The organism is Pontivivens insulae (genome assembly GCF_900302495.1).
Classification (GTDB): Bacteria; Pseudomonadota; Alphaproteobacteria; order Rhodobacterales; family Rhodobacteraceae; genus Pontivivens; species Pontivivens insulae.
This window is the reverse complement of record NZ_OMKW01000003.1, coordinates 680,102-699,943: the sequence shown is the minus strand read 5'-3', so window position 1 is coordinate 699,943 and position 19,842 is coordinate 680,102. Positions and strand designations below refer to the sequence as shown.

Annotated in this window: 13 protein-coding genes and 1 tRNA gene; 5 read left to right on the top strand and 9 right to left on the bottom strand. The window is 59.0% G+C overall.

All coding sequences use genetic code 11. The annotated features are described in order from the left end of the window. Positions 1-8 precede the first annotated feature (8 nt). From POI8812_RS13955 to POI8812_RS13945, 3 genes are read left to right on the top strand one after another with little or no spacing between them, the layout of a single operon-like run. Complete coding sequence (locus POI8812_RS13955; protein WP_108783183.1) at positions 9-1,019, top strand: LacI family DNA-binding transcriptional regulator; 1,011 nt, start codon at positions 9-11, stop codon at positions 1,017-1,019. A 22-nt stretch (positions 1,020-1,041) separates the two neighbouring features. Then, positions 1,042-3,102, top strand: a complete 2,061-nt coding sequence (locus tag POI8812_RS13950; protein ID WP_108783182.1) for an FAD-dependent oxidoreductase — start codon at positions 1,042-1,044, stop codon at positions 3,100-3,102. Then, positions 3,099-4,022, top strand: a complete 924-nt coding sequence (locus tag POI8812_RS13945) for a sugar kinase (RefSeq protein ID WP_108783181.1) — start codon at positions 3,099-3,101, stop codon at positions 4,020-4,022. The genes POI8812_RS13950 and POI8812_RS13945 overlap by 4 nt, the downstream gene beginning before the upstream one ends. 1,401 nt (positions 4,023-5,423) lie before the next feature. Here POI8812_RS13945 and POI8812_RS13940 read toward each other — a convergent pair. From POI8812_RS13940 to POI8812_RS13905, 8 genes are all read right to left on the bottom strand, one after another. Continuing rightward, on the bottom strand, positions 5,424-6,737 hold the full coding sequence (locus tag POI8812_RS13940; protein ID WP_211310384.1) for an ABC transporter substrate-binding protein: 1,314 nt from the start codon (positions 6,735-6,737) through the stop codon (positions 5,424-5,426). 932 nt (positions 6,738-7,669) lie between these two features. After that, positions 7,670-9,994, bottom strand: a complete 2,325-nt coding sequence (locus POI8812_RS13935; RefSeq protein WP_108783179.1) for a S8 family peptidase — start codon at positions 9,992-9,994, stop codon at positions 7,670-7,672. Positions 9,995-10,094: 100 nt separating this feature from the next. Continuing rightward, positions 10,095-11,111, bottom strand: coding sequence for an AAA family ATPase (locus POI8812_RS13930; RefSeq protein WP_108783178.1), 1,017 nt, complete (start codon positions 11,109-11,111; stop codon positions 10,095-10,097). A gap of 659 nt (positions 11,112-11,770) precedes the next feature. Next, positions 11,771-11,847, bottom strand: a tRNA-Arg gene (locus tag POI8812_RS13925). A 70-nt stretch (positions 11,848-11,917) separates the two neighbouring features. Beyond that, positions 11,918-13,357 (bottom strand): sensor histidine kinase, encoded by a 1,440-nt coding sequence (locus POI8812_RS13920; RefSeq protein WP_108783177.1) that lies wholly within the window; start codon positions 13,355-13,357, stop codon positions 11,918-11,920. 172 nt (positions 13,358-13,529) lie between these two features. Continuing rightward, entirely contained in the window at positions 13,530-14,558 is a 1,029-nt protein-coding gene (locus POI8812_RS13915; RefSeq protein ID WP_108783176.1) for an acyl-CoA dehydrogenase family protein, read from the bottom strand. Positions 14,559-14,665: 107 nt separating this feature from the next. Beyond that, positions 14,666-15,847, bottom strand: coding sequence for an acyl-CoA dehydrogenase family protein (locus tag POI8812_RS13910; RefSeq protein ID WP_108783175.1), 1,182 nt, complete (start codon positions 15,845-15,847; stop codon positions 14,666-14,668). 11 nt (positions 15,848-15,858) lie between these two features. Next, positions 15,859-17,040, bottom strand: a complete 1,182-nt coding sequence (locus POI8812_RS13905) for an acetyl-CoA C-acyltransferase (protein WP_108783174.1) — start codon at positions 17,038-17,040, stop codon at positions 15,859-15,861. A 178-nt stretch (positions 17,041-17,218) separates the two neighbouring features. Here POI8812_RS13905 and POI8812_RS13900 point away from each other — a divergent pair, with 178 nt between their 5' ends. After that, the gene (locus POI8812_RS13900; protein WP_108783173.1) at positions 17,219-17,641 is read left to right on the top strand and encodes an Hsp20 family protein; all 423 of its coding nucleotides are present in this window, start codon (positions 17,219-17,221) and stop codon (positions 17,639-17,641) included. After that, positions 17,638-17,871, top strand: coding sequence for a DUF1150 family protein (locus POI8812_RS13895; RefSeq protein WP_108783172.1), 234 nt, complete (start codon positions 17,638-17,640; stop codon positions 17,869-17,871). The genes POI8812_RS13900 and POI8812_RS13895 overlap by 4 nt, the downstream gene beginning before the upstream one ends. Before the next feature lie 75 nt (positions 17,872-17,946). Here POI8812_RS13895 and POI8812_RS13890 read toward each other — a convergent pair whose 3' ends face one another. After that, positions 17,947-19,653: a bifunctional sulfate adenylyltransferase/adenylylsulfate kinase gene (locus POI8812_RS13890; protein ID WP_108783171.1), complete on the bottom strand. Its 1,707-nt coding sequence runs from the start codon at positions 19,651-19,653 to the stop codon at positions 17,947-17,949. Between the last annotated feature and the right edge of the window lie 189 nt (positions 19,654-19,842).

Sequence of the window (19,842 nt, the reverse complement as noted above, 5' to 3'; positions counted from 1 at the left end):
GCGCAGGCATGGAACGCCGCCCCACCATCATCGACGTCGCCCGACACTCGGGCGTATCCAAGTCCACCGTGAGCCTAGTCCTGCAAAACAGCCCTGCAGTCAAGGCAGAGACCCGCGCGCAGGTGTGCCGCTCAATGGAGGAGATCGGCTATGTTTACAACCGTGCGGCGGCGACGCTGCGCAGTTCGACAACCGGGCTGGTCGGCCTCGTCATCAATGATCTGCGCAACCCGTTCTTTGCGGAGTTTGCGACCTCCCTCCAGATGGCCCTGTCGGAGCGGGGGTTGGCTGCGGTTGTGGCCAACACAGATGAGAATATCGGGACGCAGGAGCAGATGATCGGTGCGATGATCGAACATGGCGTGGCCGCCGTGATTGTCTCTCCGGCTTACGGTGAGGGCCATGGCGGCTTCGACGCGCTGGAGCGTGCGGGTATTCCGACCATGCAGGTGCTTCGTCGCGGCGATGCCCGGACCGACCTCTTCCCCTTCGCCTCTCCCGACTATCAGGAAGGCGGGCGTCGCGCGACCGAGCACCTGATCGAGATGGGCGCGCGCCGAATTGCCTTCGCAGGCGGGTTGCCCGAGCGTGCGGTCACGCTGCGCCGGATGCAGGGGTATCGGGAGGTGCTGGCCGATGCCGGATTGCCCGAGCTGATCCTGACCGGGCGCTCCACCCGTGCCTTTGGCCGTGAGCTGGGTGCGCGGTTGCCGCAGGACCACCCCGAGGTGGACGGTGTGGTCTGCTTCAACGATCTTGTTGCCCTCGGCATGCTGTCAGGCTGTCACGAGGTGGGACGCAGGATCGGGCCGGAGGGTCTGCGCGTTGTGGGCTTCGATGATATCGAGGAATGCGCGCAGGTCTGGCCACCGCTGAGCTCGGTGCGCTGTGACATTGCGCAGTTCGGGGAGAAGATCGCTCACGTGGTGCTCGATCGGATCGGTGCGGGCGTCTGGCCCTATTCCGAGTGGTTCAGCCCTGTCTCCCTTCGCCTGCGCGCCTCGTCCACCTCTTCCTAATGCGAACCGGAGCGCCTGACCTGTGCTGACCCAGATCCCGCAACCAATCCTTGATGCATTGACCGATGTGGCCATGCCAAAACTGCCCGAGCCGCCGTTGCCCGGTGCGGTGCTTGAACTTGATGGCCACCGCGTGCCGGTGGTGGAGGCCGCATGCGCTGTGATCGGCAGCGGCGCTGCGGGCCTACGCGCAGCGGTAGAGGCGCAGCGGCGCGGGGTGGACGTGGTCATCCTGTCGCAGTCGGCCTGGGGCGGGACCTCGGCCTGTTCCGGCTCAGACAAGCAGACACTTCACACCGCCAACACCGCAGACCGGGGCGACGATTTCCGCGACATGGCCGGGGCCATCGGCGCAGGCGGCGCGATGGATCAGGACACTGCCTATATCGAGGCCGTAGGTTCGGTGCGTGCGATGGCGAGCCTGCAATATCTCGGCCTGCCGCTTCCACAAGACCCGCTGGGTGGCACCTTGCGCTATCAGACCGACCACGACGAGGTCGGCCGCGCGACCAGCTGCGGGCCGCGCACCTCCCGGCTGATGGTTCGCGTGCTGGCAGATGAGGCGTTGCGGCTGGGCATTCCCTTCTACAACCTGACCACCGCCGTGCGGATCGTGCGCGATGAAGGCGGCGCAATCTGCGGCGTGCTGGCGATGCGCAACCGCGATCGAGGCGAGAAAAACCCGCTTGGCCTGATCTATTTCCGTGCACCCACACTGGTATTGGCCGCAGGCGGACCGGGGGAGCTTTACCGCGACAGCGTGTTCCCCAATGGCTGTTTCGGCTCACTCGGTCTCGCGCTGGAGGCGGGGGTGGCGCTTGTGAACCTGACCGAAAGCCAGTTCGGGATCGGCACGCGGCGCGAAGGTTTCCCCTGGAACCTCTCCGGCACCTACGTGCAGGCGATGCCGCATATCTATTCGGTTGATGCCGAGGGGCAGGAATATCATTTCCTCGCTGATTACTACCGCACGACGCAGGAGCTTGCCTCCAACATTTTCCGCAAGGGCTATCAGTGGCCGTTCCATGCGAGCCGGATGCTGAATTTCGGCTCCAGCCTCGTGGATCTCGCCATAGTGCGGGAATCCGCGCAGGGGCGGCGGGTGTACATGGATTTTAACCGCAACCCGTTGATGGTGCCGGGGGACAAGCCCTTTTCGCTCGACCGGCTGGACGACGATGTGGCGCACTATCTCGGTACGGCGGGGGCGTCGCAGGACCTGCCGATCGACCGGCTCCGCCACATGAACCCGCTAGCGATTGAGCTCTACCGCCGCTACAAGATTGACGTCGCAACCGAACCCCTCGAATTCGCGGTGAACAACCAGCACATGAATGGCGGGATCGCGGTGGATATCTGGGGGCAATCCTCCGTCCCCGGCATCTATGCCGTGGGGGAGGCTGCGGGCACCCATGGCGTCACGCGGCCCGGCGGCTCCGCGCTCAATGCGGGGCAGGTGTTCGGTACAAGAGCAGCGGAGCATCTGGCGAAGCGGTCCCACACGAGTCAACGCGTTGATCGCAACGCCGTCGGGCGGGAGGTCGCAGCCCTTGCCGGTCTGTTCCGGGAGCGCAGCGCGCACAGCGTTGAAGCCTTGCAGGCAACAATTCAGGCCCGGATGAGTGACAATGCCGGACCGTTCTGCGTGCCAGAGGATGTGGAGGCGGCCCGCCGCGCGGCCAGCGACCTGAATGCAGCCATCGCGGTGGAGGGTCTGGCACTGCCGCGTCCAAACCAGCTGTCCCGGGCGCTGCAATGGCGGCATATGGCGCTCGCCTCCGAGGCTGTGCTGACTGCGCTCGATCACTATATCGCGAATGGTGGGGGCAGCCGGGGCGCGCGTGCGATATGCGATCCGCAAGGCACCGCCGTTCCAGAGACCCGCACCGGAACCGTGGAAGCAATGCGCTTTCGCGAGGAGCGGTCAGCGGATACCGCCGAGCAGATCACGGTGCACCTGACCCCCACCGGGTTCGAAATTGGAATCCGCCCGAACCGCCGTCGGGACGAGGCCCCCACCTTTTTCGAGCGGGATTGGCCCGCATGGCTGACAGGCAGGATCTATGACGGGGTCGTCACATGACCCGTGTGCTTTGCGTCGGCGAGGCAATGGTTGAGCTGGCCCCGGTCGAAGGCGGGCTCTATCGTCGCGGTTTTGCCGGCGACACGTTCAACACCGCCTGGCATATGGCGCACCTTCTGGGTCCCTATGCCCCGGTCGGGATGCTGACGCAGGTCGGGCGCGATGCGCTATCTGATCAGTTCGTGGCGGAGATGGCGCAGGACGGCCTCGATGTTCGTGCGGTCTCAAGGTCCGGGGATCGGACCATGGGCCTTTACATGATCGCACTGGACGGGGTGGAACGTTCCTTTCACTACTGGCGCGGGCAGTCGGCGGCGAAGGCGCTGGCCGATGATCCCGCACGACTTGCGGCGGACCTTAATGGCGCGGACCTGATCCACCTGTCTGGCATTACGGTCGCAATCCTTTCGGTCGAGGCACGCGAACGGATGCTTGCCGCGCTGCGCACAGCGCAGGCGCGGGGCGCGCGCCTCTCCTTCGATCCCAATGTCAGGCCTGCCCTCTGGTCCGGGCCGGAGGCAACACGCGCTGCGCTGCTGCCCTTCCTCGCAGCGGCGGACATCCTGTTACCGAGCTTCGATGACGAGGCCGCTCTGTGGTCGGATGCCAATCCGGCGACGACCGTGCGGCGGCTTGCTGGTCGGGACGGGGGGGAGATAGTGGTGAAGGATGGTGCGTCAGCGGTCCATCTGGACGACGGCACCGCGTGCCACGTCCTCGAAACCCCCCCTGTCGCAGGCATCCGGGATACGACCGGCGCGGGCGATGCATTCAACGCGGGCTATCTGGCCGCGAGGGTCGCGGGTCGGCCGTGTGTGGAGGCTGTGCGTATTGGCCAACGGGTCGCGGCGATCGTGCTCACCACAGCCGGCGCGCTCGCCGCGCGCGACAGCATCGGGCTGGATATCTTGCAGGACTAAGCATAGATAGTCTGTCGGTTGTGACCTTGGAACAGCCACAGTTCGCAAGCCCCTAACGGGCGTTCCGGTGCGCCAACACGCGGCAAGTCCGCACTCAAAACAACATGGGTCAAGCTTTCTCTCGGTGAGGTCTCATCGACCAGACCGTCTCGCGGTATCCTTATTGCTGAAACCTACCTTCTGATATTTTGGGGTCTGTAGGCTCCGAAGCTTTGCTCCGTCCCACCTGCGAGTGACGTTCCTGCTTTGCTGAGACAGTGACATTTCAGAGTGATTGAAACACTTGATGATATCTGTGGCAATAACTTGTGGGATGCCTTTGTTACTTGCAATCCACGGATATGATCGGCCTTCTGCGATCGCCTGCAGCAACTTTGAGGCGAACTTGTCCCTGGCTGTAATATCGGCCTAGCTTTTTTGCTCTGCGCGTGGGCAGCAACCAAACCGGATTTCAAACACTGGCAGAGTAGGTAGGCCTTAGAATGCCATCTTAGATTCGCCCTCTGAAATCTAAGAACTCAGCCGGTCAACGATGCTGACTGTGAAAGAGAAGCACCTTCAGAAATCTTTTTTAGAGACAACATCGGATTCCCGTATTGTCAAATTTGGAACGTTCCACTATTGTTGTGGAACGTTCCAAATAGATTCTTGATGGTATCCTTAGTGCAATTTTAACAGCATCGCCGATCACAGACGCTTCTGAGTTGGCGTGCAATGACATAGCTGACGAAGCGTTCGACAGTCTTGTGGGAGACTACGTCGAAACTTTTGATCGCGAAGGCGTGCTCCGATCAGCTAGTCACCCATCGTCCTTCCCGGATGGGTGGCATCACCCCTAGCGCTTAGGGCCAGCTTGAGCGCTAGGGGCCTTTTCTGTGATCCGATCTAATCCTGTGCGTCGCTAAATTTGGCTATGGTGTCGGATATTGCAATCAGCATAACAACGAACAGTTCTTCTATTGAATGTGCGCCGCCGTGAATTTTGGTTTAACGGTGGCATACTCAGTTCTGTCGAAGGTTTAACTGGGTTTCATCAGCAAGGGCACCGTAAATCACGAGCCAAAATAGTTCCGCAAATGGGTTTTCTATCACCGCAATGATTGATGGCGAAAGAACCGCACCCACAAGGCCCCATTCGGCTAGCCGACTAAACCCTACGTGATTGATGCATTGTGGGCTTAATTCAGGCGCCACGCCTGAACGCGAAGTAGTCCAGCAGGATCATATCGAGGCGCAATCTGATACTATGTGCTAAATACTTAGCTAGTTTCCAATAAAATTGTCCGACTGTCACATAGTGACAGCCGAAAATATTTACTTAGTGGCCAAAGCTTGAACCGCCAAGCATCAGTTAGGCCTGCTTCATGTAACGATTACCAGCCGCGCAAGGGGCACGTTCACTCAGATTTGTCCTAAGGCAAGTTCGACTGCCTCAGCAAGCTGCCCGGTTGCGTCTTCCGGGGACATATCGCTGTTAAAGAAATCGGTGATCACTTCTGATGCCGCGGCGACCACATTGGCTTGTGCTGCGTGGGTGCCCGCGAAGGTCGGTACGGCTGTTCCGGCGATTTCACTCGCCGAGAAAGCCGCAGCGTTCGCTTGACCACATTCATCCAAGCTCGAAACGTCTGAGTCTGTGCGCGCTGGAATGGCACCCTTAGCCTGACTGAATGCGACCTGAACCTCCGGGTCCATTATCACTGTAGCCAGGATCGCTTGTGTGTCTGCAGCATCTGCGTCCGGCTGGGCAAAGAAGCTGAGCGAGTTCACGGTGTAGATAAATCCTTCATCTCCAGCAGTGGGGATGGGAATGCAGGCGTAATGTTGGCCAGGCCGTTGACCCGCGTTTGTGAATTCACCTTTGGCCCAATCACCCATGATCTGCATTGCGGCTTCGCCGTTGATGACCATTGAGGTGGCGACGTCCCAGTCGCGGCCAGCGAAGTCGTCATCGACCATGCCGCGTATTTCAGCCATCTGTGCAAAGACGGATTGCATGGTTTCCGAGCTCAGCGCATCGGGGTTCAACTCGACTAGCGCGTCACGGTAAAAGTCCGGACCACCGACGCCGAGCACCAGGGCTTCGAACATATAGGCTTCTTGCCAAGCCTGTCCGCCGTGGGCGATCGGCACGATACCCGCCTCGATGAAGCGCGGTGCCAGGGCGTTAAACTCCTCCCATGTGGTGGGGTAATTCGCCCCAATCGCGTCAAAGGCTTCACGCGACGCCCAGATCATATCGGTGCGATGCACGTTGGTCGGAGCAGCGACATAATTTCCGTTGATTTTACTGAAGTCCATAACGGCTTGAGAGAGCACAGCGTCCCATCCTTCCGTTTCAGCGACGGCATTTACCTCACCCAGTAATCCTTCATCAGCCCAATTGATAATGTTTTGGCCTAGCATCAGCATTGCAGACGGTGGGTTGCCCTCCGCAATTCGCGCTTGCAACGCGGTTCTGGCCTGATCCCCGCCGCCGCCGACGATCGGAGTGTCTTCCCAGAAAATCCCGGCGACAACCACCCTGTCCCGGATGACGCTAAGCGCTGCGGCTTCACCGCCGGACGTCCAGAAATGCATGACTTCGACATCATTTTCCGCATGTGCCTGAGCAGCAGAGAAACAAATCGCGAGTGTCGCGATGTTGGCAATTGTCTTCATTTGTGATTTTCCTCTCACGTTGGGATCGGCTCTGGAAACCGATGGTTTTTCCATCTCAACATGGCCGGGAGCGGTTGCCGCCGCATCCCGGCCAACCCTGGGTTAGTCTTTGAATGATCCCTCCACGAGGCCGCCCGCGAAGTAGCGGTTTGCGGCAATGTAAGCGCACAAGTTTGGCCGAACGGCAGCGAGTACTCTGGGTTTATGTAATAATTTCCTTAACCTGGATGAGTTCGTATGCAGCAGCTTCACTGACAGGCTCGACACTACTTTACCCTGCGATGACGTAATCACCGCAATTTGCCGCAATTAATTTATCGGCATGGCGGTGAGCTAACGAACCAAGACACTCTGTAACTTTTGTCCGCCACCAAAAGCCTGGCCACAAATGACTTTCGGCGCACTCCAACATCATCAAGAGCGAAAATTTGCCCACTCAGGTCTATGCCTCATGTCACTCTCTTTCTCCGGTTGCCCCAATTGCATTAGAGGAATTGGAACGTTCCATAATTTGTATTGGAACGTTCCATACGAGGCAATACTAAATTCTGCAGATGAGATATTTTTTGACGCGCTTTCGGGAGACTGCCTTACCTCCAATGCGGAGTTTGAGCCTTCAGGTACAAGTACGGGCGACCTTTGAGCCAAAACGCGCCAAAGTAGCCCGAACAGAAAATTTGTATGAATAATCGCGTCTTACATTAACCTAGTAATTAGACTAAGCCAATATTGTCGGCAATATTGCAAGTTCGTATCCACCGTGAATTATTACAGGACTAGCTAAGATATTATCAAGCCTGGCCCAACGTGCTGCGTAAATCAAAGCTGGTGGCACCAAGCTTCAGCTACATCGCTTTATTTCTCAACACATGCCGGCCCATACCCGACATTCGTCTCGGTCATCGACGCTGCATTGCAGCTTCACCAAAGCAGACTTTGACTGACAAGCTTTGAAGCGGAAAAACTAGTCAAGCTTCGAAAAACCGTCAAACTACAATTGCAGCTTGCGGCGCCACTTTCTGTTGGACTTCAGCATATAGATCCACTTCCGCCTCGTCGGCATTAATCTCAACTACCAATGAGAACCGCGCGACGCACCGCTCGGGGGCCACTTTGCGGTTCTCTTTCCACCAGCCTCCAACGGGGTAGACAGCAATGACACCCCGTTGGGCCAAGTCACTTGCCGCGATGGTCAGTGTATCAATGTGCATCGATCCGACGCTGCGACGATTGTAGCCGAAATCCCATTCGCCGCTGTCCGGCCCATTGTCGTCCTGGAGGTCATCAACGGCGGTTCGTCCAACGCGACGGGTGAACGCTTCGACATCCTCATCCGCACCCTTCAACGAGAAGCGCAGCCCATGTGAGGCGTATCTGTTCTTTCGGCCACGGGCGACCTCTGACGGATTTGGTTCGATGAACGTGCTGAGCGCGATGCGCAAGGTCACGTTCTGCCCCACCATTCCACGCAAAACATCTGTCGGCCACGGCAACTCAAACAGACGCATCTCATTCAGCTTCCGCCCAGAGCCCTTGTTCTCGTATGGTCTAATTTGGTCCTCAGCGATCAGCGTCACTGCACTGCTTGCACTCCTGAGTGCACGTTCTAGGTCAGGCTGGCCGTAGCCATATCGGGTGAACATGACATCATATGCACCCTTCCTGTTCCGGTCGGCGATGGCGACATGGGACCACATTTGATCTGTCCATCTTGCCGATCCGACATACAGGGCTCGGATCGTTTCCGGCCAAAGATCAGGATAGGCGGAACGCAGAATAGCTATTTCACGGGCTGCCAAGGCGGTGGCGGCACTTGTATCGGCAATGTGCGTGAACGAGCGGACTGGGTAGTTCCGGCTGGTTGTTACCAGCATCAGATCAGAGTGCTGGTTCGGCGTAGTGGAATATCCGTCGTTGAACCAGTTGCCGCCTTCCAGAACGATGTCGGGTTTAATTGGCCAAGTCTTGGTCCAGCTCGCCGTGCGCGACATCGGAGCCAAGTCTCCAAGAGCCGCCAGAGTGGATCCCTGCGTGGGTCCGCCAACGCCATTCCTTTCTGTCATCGCACCGACTGCAATCGTGTTCCATGCCTGAGCGGGAGACTCGAGCTCCGCCTCGTCATCGTCGTCACACTTTGAAAGATAATCGTTGGTTCCGTCGTGCTGAGGGGAGAGATTTCCCGCCGAGACGACAATGAGTCTTTGCTGTTTGACGATGCCCGAACGACCTGCAGAAAGCTGATCCAATTCTGTTGACCACGACGTGGGCGCACCACTGTGCGGCGTGTCAGCATCTGTTGTTGTAGCCAATGCGAACGTCCTGAGCCGATCCGGTTCAACTTCAACAGCGTTGATTGCTTTCTGCGTTCGATCGCCCAGAAGATGGTGCGGGTTTTGCCCCGCGTCTGGGATCACCTTCGCAGACTCAAGTCGATGCGGCACATTGATACCTGAGGTGCTTTGCAAGTGCGATCTCAGATCGCCATAGAGCGCCACCCCCGCCATCCTGGAACCATGTCCATCAAGGTCTTCCAGGTCCCAGCCTGGAACAGCGGCATGACGATCAGCGGCAACCAATGCTGGCTGAATTAGGGGATGGGCGAGAGTGATGCCTGTGTCCAATAGCGTGACATAGGTCGCCGTTTGCTGATCGTTTGGACCATAGTGGGTACGCCCAAGGACATCTTGAACCCACTCAGCCTGTTCTTCGGCTTCCAGCCCCTCGACGAAATCAATTGGCACCCCTGGTGGGGATACGGCACGGACAGAGCCAGTTCCAACAGTGGTTGTGGCCAATTGATCCGTGGTTCCTTCCACCAGCACAACTGTGTCTTCAGGAAACTCAAGACGGTCAGGATATACAGTCATACCTTCTTGAACAGCCGTGGCCACGAAATCATCGACCTCAGAGGGTTCCAACCACACTTCCCATGCGATTGGATTAGCCGCTTGTGGAAAGGGCTTCGTGGGATGTCGCCATAAATCCCGAAGTTCGATCTCAGCAAACAGGTTCACACTGTTTGCCAGATCGGCATTGTAGGGATTCCTTACCCCTTTCCTGTTTGGTGGCCGAAGCTCCCCGGCGAACTGGTTTAGCTTACCTTTGAGATTGCTGATCCCGCCATTGGCACGATTTGCTTTAACTATAGCACGTCCAGCAATCTGCTGGTCGATGTCGGCATCCTGCGTGGAAAGTAGTGACAATCCGCTTACGTTGAATTTTTCTGCGATCAGGGGTTCGCCAGAACGGCCTTCGACAGCGATGTAGGTGGATTTGGCAGTTTCAACGACCGGAATGGTGTCCAGTGCCATCACTAGGCGTTGGGCGTGGGCTTGGCGATTTTGGACTGGGGATGGTCTAGGATTTCCACCCCCGCTCCGACCTTTGAACTCTTTAACTGAAGAGACACCGTTAAGAACGATGTGAGGAAGAACTCGATCCGCCATTATTTACACCCAACGCCTGTAAGTCGCGTCGGCGGCCAATTGAAAGTAGAAGGTCGTCCGACGATATGCTCATTTTCGAGCCTAATACGGCTCGTCGGGCTGCATCCATAGCGGCCTGAATAACATCAGAGGATGAAAGACCCTGAGCCCGCTCAACCACATCGTCCCAGATTACTTCTGATAAATCAAACCCGATCAAACGTCGGGACATGGCCTTTTGCATAGCGTCTGCTGTTGGCAGATCATACTTCAGCACTAGGTCGAACCTACGCAGGATTGCCTTATCTAAAATGCGTGGCAGGTTCGTGGTCGCAATGATCAAAGAGGGGCCGGTATCTTCCTCCATAAACTGGAGGAATGAGTTCAACGTGCGTCGGGCTTCACCAACATCGTTGTCACTATCTCTAGCAGCGGCCAGGGCATCGATTTCATCAAACAGGTAGACACCACGCTGCGTCCTGACGGCTTCAAAGATCGCGTTTAGTTTGGATGCAGTCTCGCCCATGAACTTGGAAATCAAACCATGAAGCAGAACCGAATACAGTGGCAGCTTCAACTCACCTGCCAGGGCAGAAGCACTCATCGTCTTTCCGGTGCCAGGAGGGCCTGCCAAGAGAACACGCTGCCGAGGTGACAGCCCGTGCTTTTCAAGCATATCCCGTTTGCGGAACTCTGTGACCAGTTGTTCTAGCTCGGACGCGACAGCATCTGGCAGGATCAGATCGTTTAGCCTTGTTTCTGGGTATGCGGTGCCAATGATCGCACCGAGTTCACCACGAGGCTTTGCGATAGGTGTGGGAGAAGTTGATTTCGGCTGGGGCTGCTGTCCGGCCTCCACCCACTGGCGCAGCTGCTCGGCCAGCCTGGTGTGACCCTTCTGCTCTTCCGCAGAGGCAAGCTGAAGCGCGAGATCGAAGAATCGTTCTTCGTTCCCCTCAACGTGACTCTTCAAGAGTCCTATGAGTTGCTTTGCGGTTGCCACGACTGTCTTCCCCCATTCGTAAACACCTTAGCCTGATTATCCAAAAATGCGAACGCGACGTGACGCCGTCAGTTCTGTTTTTGGGAACTGTTGCAACAGACGCATTCAACGGCTTGTGAAGATACTTGGATTATCCTTGTAACGTCCGCTTTTGGCCAAGGGTAGGACAGAAATGCACGTGCAGCGAATGTCTCCTTCCCGCCCACCGGTTCCAGGTTCCGAACCCCGACGCACTGCGAACTGAGCTCGCCGTCTGCGGCGAGCATTCCTCCTTCTTCATGAAGAGCTAGGGGACGTCGTCCCCACGCGCGCGCAACGCGATTAGACAGGGCCGTGTCCTCGCCCAAGGGCTGCGCGCCGCACCAAGTCCCTGTGGAATAGTGTTGCACTTGGTACCCCCAACCCTCGCCAGGAGAAGGCTTTAGAGACGAGCGCCCCAAGGGGCTTCGCTCAAAACCAGCGACCAGAGGGGTGCCTCATGACCGTCAGATACAAGTTGCCGAATGAGCCTCCGGGCTTGGCCGATCAGTGCGTTTCAGCAGCTGCGACAGCGCTGTTTGAGGCCTCGGGAATAAGACGCGCGGAGAGGGTAGAGCCGTCGAGAATGGTAGTTCGAGCACCACAAAGGAAGGTTTGCTCGACTCTCGACAAGGGGCACGTGGCGGACCGAGGAGGATTCGAACCCCCGACCCCCTGATTCGTAGTCAGGTACTCTATCCAGCTGAGCTATCGGTCCGCAGTGGGGGCTAAGTATCGCCCGGCGTCGGGGTTTGCAAGGGCGAAACGCATGGATTTGGGATGAATTTCTAGGCGGTGCGGGTTGGTGTCGTTGCTGGCTCGATCGCGCCGGTTTTCAGCCAATCCCGACGCTCATTTGGCAGTGTGATGCTGAAGATCGTGCCCTCGGGCGATGTGTCCACCAAATCGAGCCTTCCACCATGGTTTCGGATCAATTCCGCCGAAATCGCGAGCCCGAGACCGGTGCCACCCCGGCGCTGACTGCCCTGAAACGGCTTGAACAGATGCTCGACAGCCTTGAGGGGCAGGCCAGGGCCAGTATCGGTGACGCGGATCGTCGTCTCTGCCGTGTCCGGTGGCAGGCTGATGGTGATGTGGCCAGGATCGGCCCGGGTCTCCATAGCCTGACGTGCGTTGCGGACCAGATTGAGCAGCACGCGGTAGAGCTGCTCTGGATCCGCCTCGATCATCGCCTCTTCTGGAACGTCGTTGACGAATTTAACGGGACAGTCGGGATTTGAGAGTGACTCTGCCTCGAACACGTCCGCGACGAGACTGTGCGCATCGACAAATCGTTTCTCCGGCTGCGGCTCTTCCACACGTCCATATGCCAGAGTGCTTTCGCAAAGATTAACGGCACGGTTCAGGGAGCCGAGCAGCTTGGGTGCGGTGCGGCGCACAGCGGGGTCTTCGCTGCGCTCGATCCGATCCGCGAGCAGGCTGGCCGTCGTGAGCATATTGCGCAGATCATGGCTGATCTTTGCGACGGCCTGACCGAGAGCGGCCAGACGGTCTTTCTGGCGCAAGGCACTGATCAGCTTTGTCTGCATTTCGGACATCGCCTCTTCGGCCGCGCGGAATTCGCGGAGCGTGGATTCAGGGCGGATAATCCGTTCGGGATTCTCGAAATCTTCCCTGAATTCCATCATGTTACCGATGACGCGCTTGATCGGCCGCCCGATGAAGCGATTGACGGCGATCAGTAGAAGCGCTGCGGTGATTACGGAAATCAACAGCGACAGAGCCAGGATCCGCAGACCGTAGAGGATCAGCGCATCGCGCATGGGCGCTTCGGGCAGAGTGATCTCGATCGCGACGCCGCCGCCCTGCACCGGTTCGCCAATCGCTCGGACCATACCCTGTGTGGGCGACGCCAGCAGCATGAGCGCATCGCCGATCAGTTCAAAGGGCCCGGCATCGCGCAAATCATACGTTGCGCCAATGGGTTGCGGCATCGGGGAGGCCAAGACCAGCTCGCGCATGGAATCGCGGCGTAACACGATATTGGACACGCCGGCATTGGCCAGAAGCTCTGCCTCCAAGGCGGGAGCGACCATGTCATTCGGGGTGGCGAGCAGTGCGAGCGAGGCGATCTGTGCCCGCTCCAACCGTTCCTGCATATAGTCGGCGCGAAAGCGTGCAACGGTTGGAACGAAGATCAAAACTTCCGCAATCATCACGAAGATGATCGTCAGGGCAATGACCCGACCTGCGAGAGAATTGAACATATTCCGACCTCGAACGGAGCGTCTGTTAACCGAAACTAGGCCGTACACAGCCCGTACACAACCTGTGCACAACCCGTACACCGTTTGTGTGAACCGCAGAATGCGGCGCAAAGTGTTAACAAGGCTCTTTGACGCGCAAGAAATTGCCGATCAGGTCAGGTCCACATCTAAGTCAAAGTGCTGGGAACCGGCGCAGGTGGACGTCTTCGTCCCCCATGATCTGGGCTGTCATGGTCAGCCGCTTGGCCGCATGGGCGAGGTCATATTCCCAGGTCATGGCGATCCCACCATGTAATTGAATGGCCTCTTCCGAGATCATACGCCCGGTCGCGGCGGCCGTGTACTTGGCGGCGGCGGCGTATTTGGATGCGCCAGGTCCGCCTAGGTGATGGGCCGCATTGATGACAGCGGACCGGGTTTGCTCGATTTCCGTGACCATATCGACGGCCCGGTGTTGCAGGGCCTGAAATTTGGAAAGGGGAATGCCGAACTGGCGACGGGTTTTCAGGTAGTCGACAGTTGTGTCCTTGCAGCGCTCCATGATGCCGAGCGCTTCGGCGGAGAGCGCGAGAAGCGCACGGTTGAGCACAGTGTCGAGTGGCGCGGACAACCGCGTTGCGGGCGCGTCATCGAATGTAACATCGGCGCCGCGTCCGCCGTCGAAAAGCGGGTAGGCGGTTAGGTTTGCATGTTCGGCATTTACCATGAAGAGCGCAGGGCCGTCGGAGTCTTGCGCTGACACGATGAAGATATGCGCCGCTTCTGCCTGTGCGACGGCGACCTTGGTTCCTGAAAGCTTGCCGTCCGTCACGGTTGTCCGCAGACGGTCTTGGGCGAAGCTTGTTCCGGGTTCGGAATGGGCGAATGCGGGGATCAATGCTCCCGCAATGACCTCTTCACGCTGATCGGCGGGAAGGGCGCGTGCGGCGAGGGCGCCGTGAAACGGCTCTACAACGAGGGCGCGTCCCAGCCCTTCGAAGATCAGCGCAATGTCAAAGCCGTGGCCTCCAAATCCACCCTCATCTTCCGCGAAAAGCGCGCCGATCAGGCCAAGTTCCGCCATTTCGGCCCATAACTCGGCGGACCACCCGATCTCGGACCCTGCGATTTTCATGCGGGTGTCATGGTCATACCGATCAGTCAGAAACCGATTCAGTGTGTCGGCCAGCATCCGGCGGTCATCGGTGGGCGTGAAATCCATGGTGGTGCTCCTGTCGCGGCGCGGTCTTTGTCTTGGCATTTCCCGGATCAGGTCCGGGATCGGTTTTGCAGCGCGGCCCCGGATCACGTCCGGGGCAGGGCGTGTGGCTACATGCCCAGCATCGCCTTGCTGACGATATTCTTCTGGATCTCGTTCGAACCGCCAAAGATCGAGAGCTTGCGATTGTTGAAGTAATCCTTTGCGGCATAGGCCGCGCCATCAGGGCCGGTTTCGGGCCCGTTGAACCCGTCCTCAAGCGCCTCGGAGATGAAGGGCTGCGCTTGCGGACCCATCGCGCGCAGGAAGAGCGCGTTGATCTCTTGTCGGATTTCGGTGCCCTTGACCTTTAGGATCGAGCTTTCCGCCCCCGGCGCGCCGCCACCTGCTGCGGCGGCGAGCACGCGCAGGTTCGTCGTCTTCATGTTTTCCAGCGCAATGTCGACTTTGGCGACCCGGGCCGCGAAGAGCGGATCATCGGCCTTCTCGGTCTGGGCGACGACGCGCTTCAGCTCTGCAAGAGCTGCGGTGGAGAAGCCGACACCCGCGATCCCGGTCCGTTCGTAAGTGAGCAGGTATTTCGCGATGGTCCAGCCCATATTTTCAGTGCCGACAAGGTTTTCGGCCGGAACCTTCACGTCCGTGAACCAGACCTCATTCACCTCATGATCGCCATCGAGCAGGTAGATCGGGCGAACCTCGATGCCGGCGGTGTTCATGTCGATCAGCAGGAAAGAAATCCCCTCCTGCGGCTTGCCCTCTTTCGAGGTGCGCACCAGGCAGAAGATCCAGTCGGCATGCTGGCCCAGCGTGGTCCACGTCTTTTGGCCATTCACAACATAATGGTCGCCCTCGCGGACAGCCGCCGTTTTGAGGCTGGCAAGGTCGGAGCCTGCGCCCGGCTCTGAATAGCCCTGACACCACCAGTCGGTGCCGTCGAGGATGCGGGGCAGGTAATGCGCCTTCTGCTCATCTGTCCCGTATTTCAGCAGCACGGGGCCGAGCATATTCACGCCAAAGGGCACGACGCGTGGGGCGTGGGCCAGCGCGCATTCATGCTCGAAAATGAACCGTTGCACCGGGTCCCAACCGGGGCCGCCATGCTCGACGGGCCAATGGTTGGCGAGCCAGCCTTTAGCGTTCAGCTTTGCATGCCATTCTTCCATGTCCTGCTTGGTCAGATGCTTGGAGGTGCGCACCTTGTCCGCCAGGCGGGCGGACAGGTTGTCGGCCAGCCATTCCTGCACCTCGGCGCGGAAAGCCTCTTGTTCGGGGGTGAAGTTCAGGTTCATGCCCGGCTCCCTCAGTGAATCTCGATCAGGCCCGCGGCACCCTGGCCGCCGCCGATGCACATGGTCACGACGCCCCATTTTGCGCCGCGTCGTTTGCCCTCGCGAATGATGTGGCCGACCTGACGCGCGCCGGTCATGCCGAACGGGTGGCCGATGGCGATGGAGCCGCCGTTCACGTTCAGCTTGTCATAGTCGATCCCAAGCGTGTCGGCGGAGTAGAGCACCTGGCTGGCGAAGGCCTCGTTCAATTCCCACAGGTCGATATCGTCAACAGTCATCCCTGCGCGCTCCAGCAGTTTGGGCACGGCATAGATCGGGCCGATGCCCATTTCGTTGGGTTCGCAGCCCGCGACCGCAAAACCACGGAAGGTGGCGAGTGCCTCGATCCCGTCCGCTTTTGCGGCCTCCGCCTCCATCAACATGACGCCAGCGGCGCCGTCAGAGAGTTGCGAGGCGTTTCCGGCGGTGATGAAGTTGCCCTCGCCGCGCACAGGCTGGAGCGCGGCGAGCCCGTCCAGTGTGGTTTGCGGCCGGTTGCATGTATCACGATCAACGGTGACCGCGTGCATGCTGATTTCCTTTGTTTCGCGATCCTGCACCATCATTTCTGTGTTGATGGACATGATCTCTTCATCGAACTTCCCGGCCTCGACCGCTGCGGCGTAAAGCTGCTGGGAGCGCAGGCCGTATTCGTCTTGCCGTTCGCGACTGACGCCATAGCGCTGGGCCACAATATCTGCGGTGTCGATCATGGGCAGGAAGATCTCTGGCTTATGCTCCAGCAACCATGGGTCCTGATCCAGCTTGCCGGCGCGCGCGTTCCCGATTTGGGAGACCATCTCGATCCCGCCCGCGACAACGGCCTCGCACCCTTCGTTCACGATGGAGTTTGCGGCCATGGCAACGGTCTGCAAACCCGAAGAGCAGAAGCGGTTGACCGTCGCCCCGGCGATGCTGACGGGTAGACCCGCCCGGATCACAATCTGACGTGCGATGTTGCCGCCCGTTGTGCCCTGCGGGTAGGCGCAGCCGATCAGGCAGTCCTCGATCCGGGCGGGGTCAATGCCGGACCGGCTGACCGTTTCGGCAATCACATGCCCACCAAGCGTTGCGCCGGTCGTGTTGTTGAACTCTCCGCGTCCGGCCTTTGTCAGGCCAGAGCGCGCGCTGGAGACGATGACGGCTTCGCGCATGTTGATCCCTCCCAGAATCGCTTTTCGTTAAGGGTAGCGCGGAAGACCCCCCGTCGTCTGCTGACGTCACGTCGCGTTGTGTCACTTGTGCCGGGGCGCAAGGCTCCCCATATTTATTGAGTGGCCGCCGGTTGCGGGGCTACGCCTTTTGTCGCTTGTGAACCGAGGACATGACACGATGACACGCCATTCTTTTGGCTCTCATCCCTTCCTACTGGGATTTGAAGAGCTGGACCGGCTGGTAGAGCGGACTGCGAAGGCAGGCTCTGACAGCTACCCCCCTTACAATATCGAGCAGCTCGATGAGCATGCCTATCGCATTACCCTGGCCGTGGCCGGTTTTGCCGAGGATGATCTGGCGATCACGCTGGAAGATCGGCAACTGATGATCCGGGGACGACGGAACGAAACCAATGAGGGGCGCGTATTCCTCCATAGAGGTATTGCGACGCGGCAATTCAGCCGTTCCTTCGTTCTCGCAGATGGGGTCGAGGTGCGCGGTGCACGATTGGAACATGGTCTTCTGGATATCGAACTGGCGCGCGAGGTGCCGGAGCGGGTTGTCCAGACGATTGCGATCAGAAAGGACGGCGGAAAATGACAGAACATCCCACTTATCAAAAGCCCGGCGCTGCGCCTGAGAGCAATATCGTCTACGTACGTTCCGTCGCGGCAGCGGACCTGCCGCAGGACGTGCGCGACCAGACCGATGCTGAGACGCTCTACGCGATCCACAATGCAGAGGGCCAAAGGCTGGCTCTGGTCGGTGATCGCCGCCTCGCCTTCACGGTCGCGCGCCAAAACGAGATGGCACCGGTAAGCGTTCACTGAGAGCGTAAAACAGTGCAGACATGAAAAAGCCCCGGTCGTTGCCGGGGCTTTCTTTTTTTGGGTGAGTGGACCGGATCAGGCCGCGATCAGGCCGAGGCTCTCCAGTTTGAGGATGACCTGCTGAGCGCAGTAGTCGACATCGGTGCCTTCGGTGTCGAGGACCAGTTCGGCCTGTGTCGGGGCTTCGTAGGGATCGGAGATGCCGGTGAACTCCTTGATCTTCCCTTCACGCGCCAGTTTGTAGAGGCCCTTGCGGTCGCGCCGCTCGCACTCTTCCAGTGAGGTTGCGACATGCACTTCGATGAAGGCGCCGAACGCTTCGATGTCTTCGCGGACGGCGCGGCGGGTCGCGGTGTAGGGCGCGATGGGCGCGCAAATTGCGATGCCGCCGTTCTTGGTGATTTCGGATGCGACATAGCCGATACGGCGGATGTTGAGATCCCGGTGCTCCTTTGAGAAGCCAAGCTCGGAAGAGAGGTTTTTGCGCACCAGATCGCCGTCGAGCAACGTCACCGGGCGGCCGCCCATCTCCATCAACTTGACCATGACGGCGTTCGCGATGGTGGATTTGCCCGACCCAGAGAGGCCCGTCAGGAACAGGGTGAAGCCCTGCTTGGAGCGCGGAGGCTTGGTGCGGCGCAGTTCCTCGACCACTTCAGGGAACGAGAACCATTCGGGGATATCCAGCCCCTCCTGAAGGCGGCGGCGAAGTTCGGTGCCGGAGATGTTGAGGACGGTCGCGCCCTCTGGCACCTCATTGACCGGCATGTACTCGGCCCGCTCCTGAACCCAGACCATGTGTTTGAAATCGACCATTTCGATGCCGATTTCCTCCTGATGCGCCTTGAAGAGGTCTTGCGCGTCATAGGGGCCGTAGAAATCTTCACCGGCGGAGTTCTTGCCCGGCCCCGCGTGATCGCGGCCGACAATAAAGTGGGTGCAGCCGTGGTTCTTGCGGATGATGCCGTGCCACACAGCCTCACGCGGGCCAGCCATGCGCATGGCGAGGTTGAGCAGGCTCAGGTTCGTGGTGGAGGCCGGGTATTTGTCCAGCACCGCCTCGTAGCAGCGGACACGGGTGAAGTGGTCGATGTCGCCCGGCTTGGTCATGCCCACGATCGGGTGGATCAGGAGGTTCGCCTGCGCTTCCTTCGCGGCGCGGAAGGTCAGTTCCTGATGCGCGCGGTGCAGCGGGTTGCGGGTCTGGAAGGCCACAATGCGCTGCCAGCCCATCTTGCGGAAGAAGGCGCGCAGCTCATTGGGCGTATCGCGACGGGCGCGGTAGTCATAGTGCACCGGCTGCTGAATGCCGGTGATCGGGCCGCCCAGATAGATCGCACCGGCGTGGTTGTGCAGATAGTTCACCGCCGGATGCGCGACGTCATCCGCGCCAAAGACCTTTTCGGCTTCGCGCGACTTGTTCGGGGCCCACTTGTCGGTGACAGAGAGGATGGCGAGGATCACACCCTCTGGGTCGCGCAGGGCGATATCCTGGCCTTCCTCGATGCTGCCTGCGAATTTTTCGGACACGTCCAGCGTGATCGGCATGGGCCAGAGCGAACCATCCGCGAGGCGCATATTCTCGACCACGCTGTCATAGTCTTGTTCACTCAGGAACCCCTTCAGCGGATTGAAGCCGCCATTCATTAAGAGCTCCAGATCGCAAACCTGGCGCGGTGTCAGATCCCATGAGGGCAGCCCTGCGGCCTCCTGCTTGAGTTTCTGAGCACTATCATAGCTGACGAAGAGCTCGGGGATTGGGGCGTGGGATTGCGGTTGCATCGGACATCTGCCTTTGAAGTTCGGAACGCTTGCCGGTTGATGACGCGTTGTGTGCGAAAACTCAACATGTCCTGAGAGAAAAGGATGCAGTGATCATCTGATATGCAGAGTAGGAATGGCAGTGGTGCAAAGGATGAAATGGCAGCGTTGTTGATCCATAAACGGCTGAATGCTTGGAGGATCATCCCG

Excerpts from the sequence above, each read along its gene's own strand:
- POI8812_RS13955 (WP_108783183.1), top strand. The coding sequence starts at position 9 with ATGGAACGCCGCCCCACCATCATCGACGTCGCCCGACACTCGGGCGTA.
- POI8812_RS13945 (WP_108783181.1), top strand. The coding sequence starts at position 3,099 with ATGACCCGTGTGCTTTGCGTCGGCGAGGCAATGGTTGAGCTGGCCCCG.
- POI8812_RS13940 (WP_211310384.1), bottom strand. The coding sequence starts at position 6,737 with ATGGAAAAACCATCGGTTTCCAGAGCCGATCCCAACGTGAGAGGAAAA.
- POI8812_RS13935 (WP_108783179.1), bottom strand. The coding sequence starts at position 9,994 with ATGGCACTGGACACCATTCCGGTCGTTGAAACTGCCAAATCCACCTAC.
- POI8812_RS13920 (WP_108783177.1), bottom strand. The coding sequence starts at position 13,357 with ATGTTCAATTCTCTCGCAGGTCGGGTCATTGCCCTGACGATCATCTTC.
- POI8812_RS13915 (WP_108783176.1), bottom strand. The coding sequence starts at position 14,558 with ATGGATTTCACGCCCACCGATGACCGCCGGATGCTGGCCGACACACTG.
- POI8812_RS13910 (WP_108783175.1), bottom strand. The coding sequence starts at position 15,847 with ATGAACCTGAACTTCACCCCCGAACAAGAGGCTTTCCGCGCCGAGGTG.
- POI8812_RS13905 (WP_108783174.1), bottom strand. The coding sequence starts at position 17,040 with ATGCGCGAAGCCGTCATCGTCTCCAGCGCGCGCTCTGGCCTGACAAAG.
- POI8812_RS13900 (WP_108783173.1), top strand. The coding sequence starts at position 17,219 with ATGACACGCCATTCTTTTGGCTCTCATCCCTTCCTACTGGGATTTGAA.
- POI8812_RS13895 (WP_108783172.1), top strand. The coding sequence starts at position 17,638 with ATGACAGAACATCCCACTTATCAAAAGCCCGGCGCTGCGCCTGAGAGC.
- POI8812_RS13890 (WP_108783171.1), bottom strand. The coding sequence starts at position 19,653 with ATGCAACCGCAATCCCACGCCCCAATCCCCGAGCTCTTCGTCAGCTAT.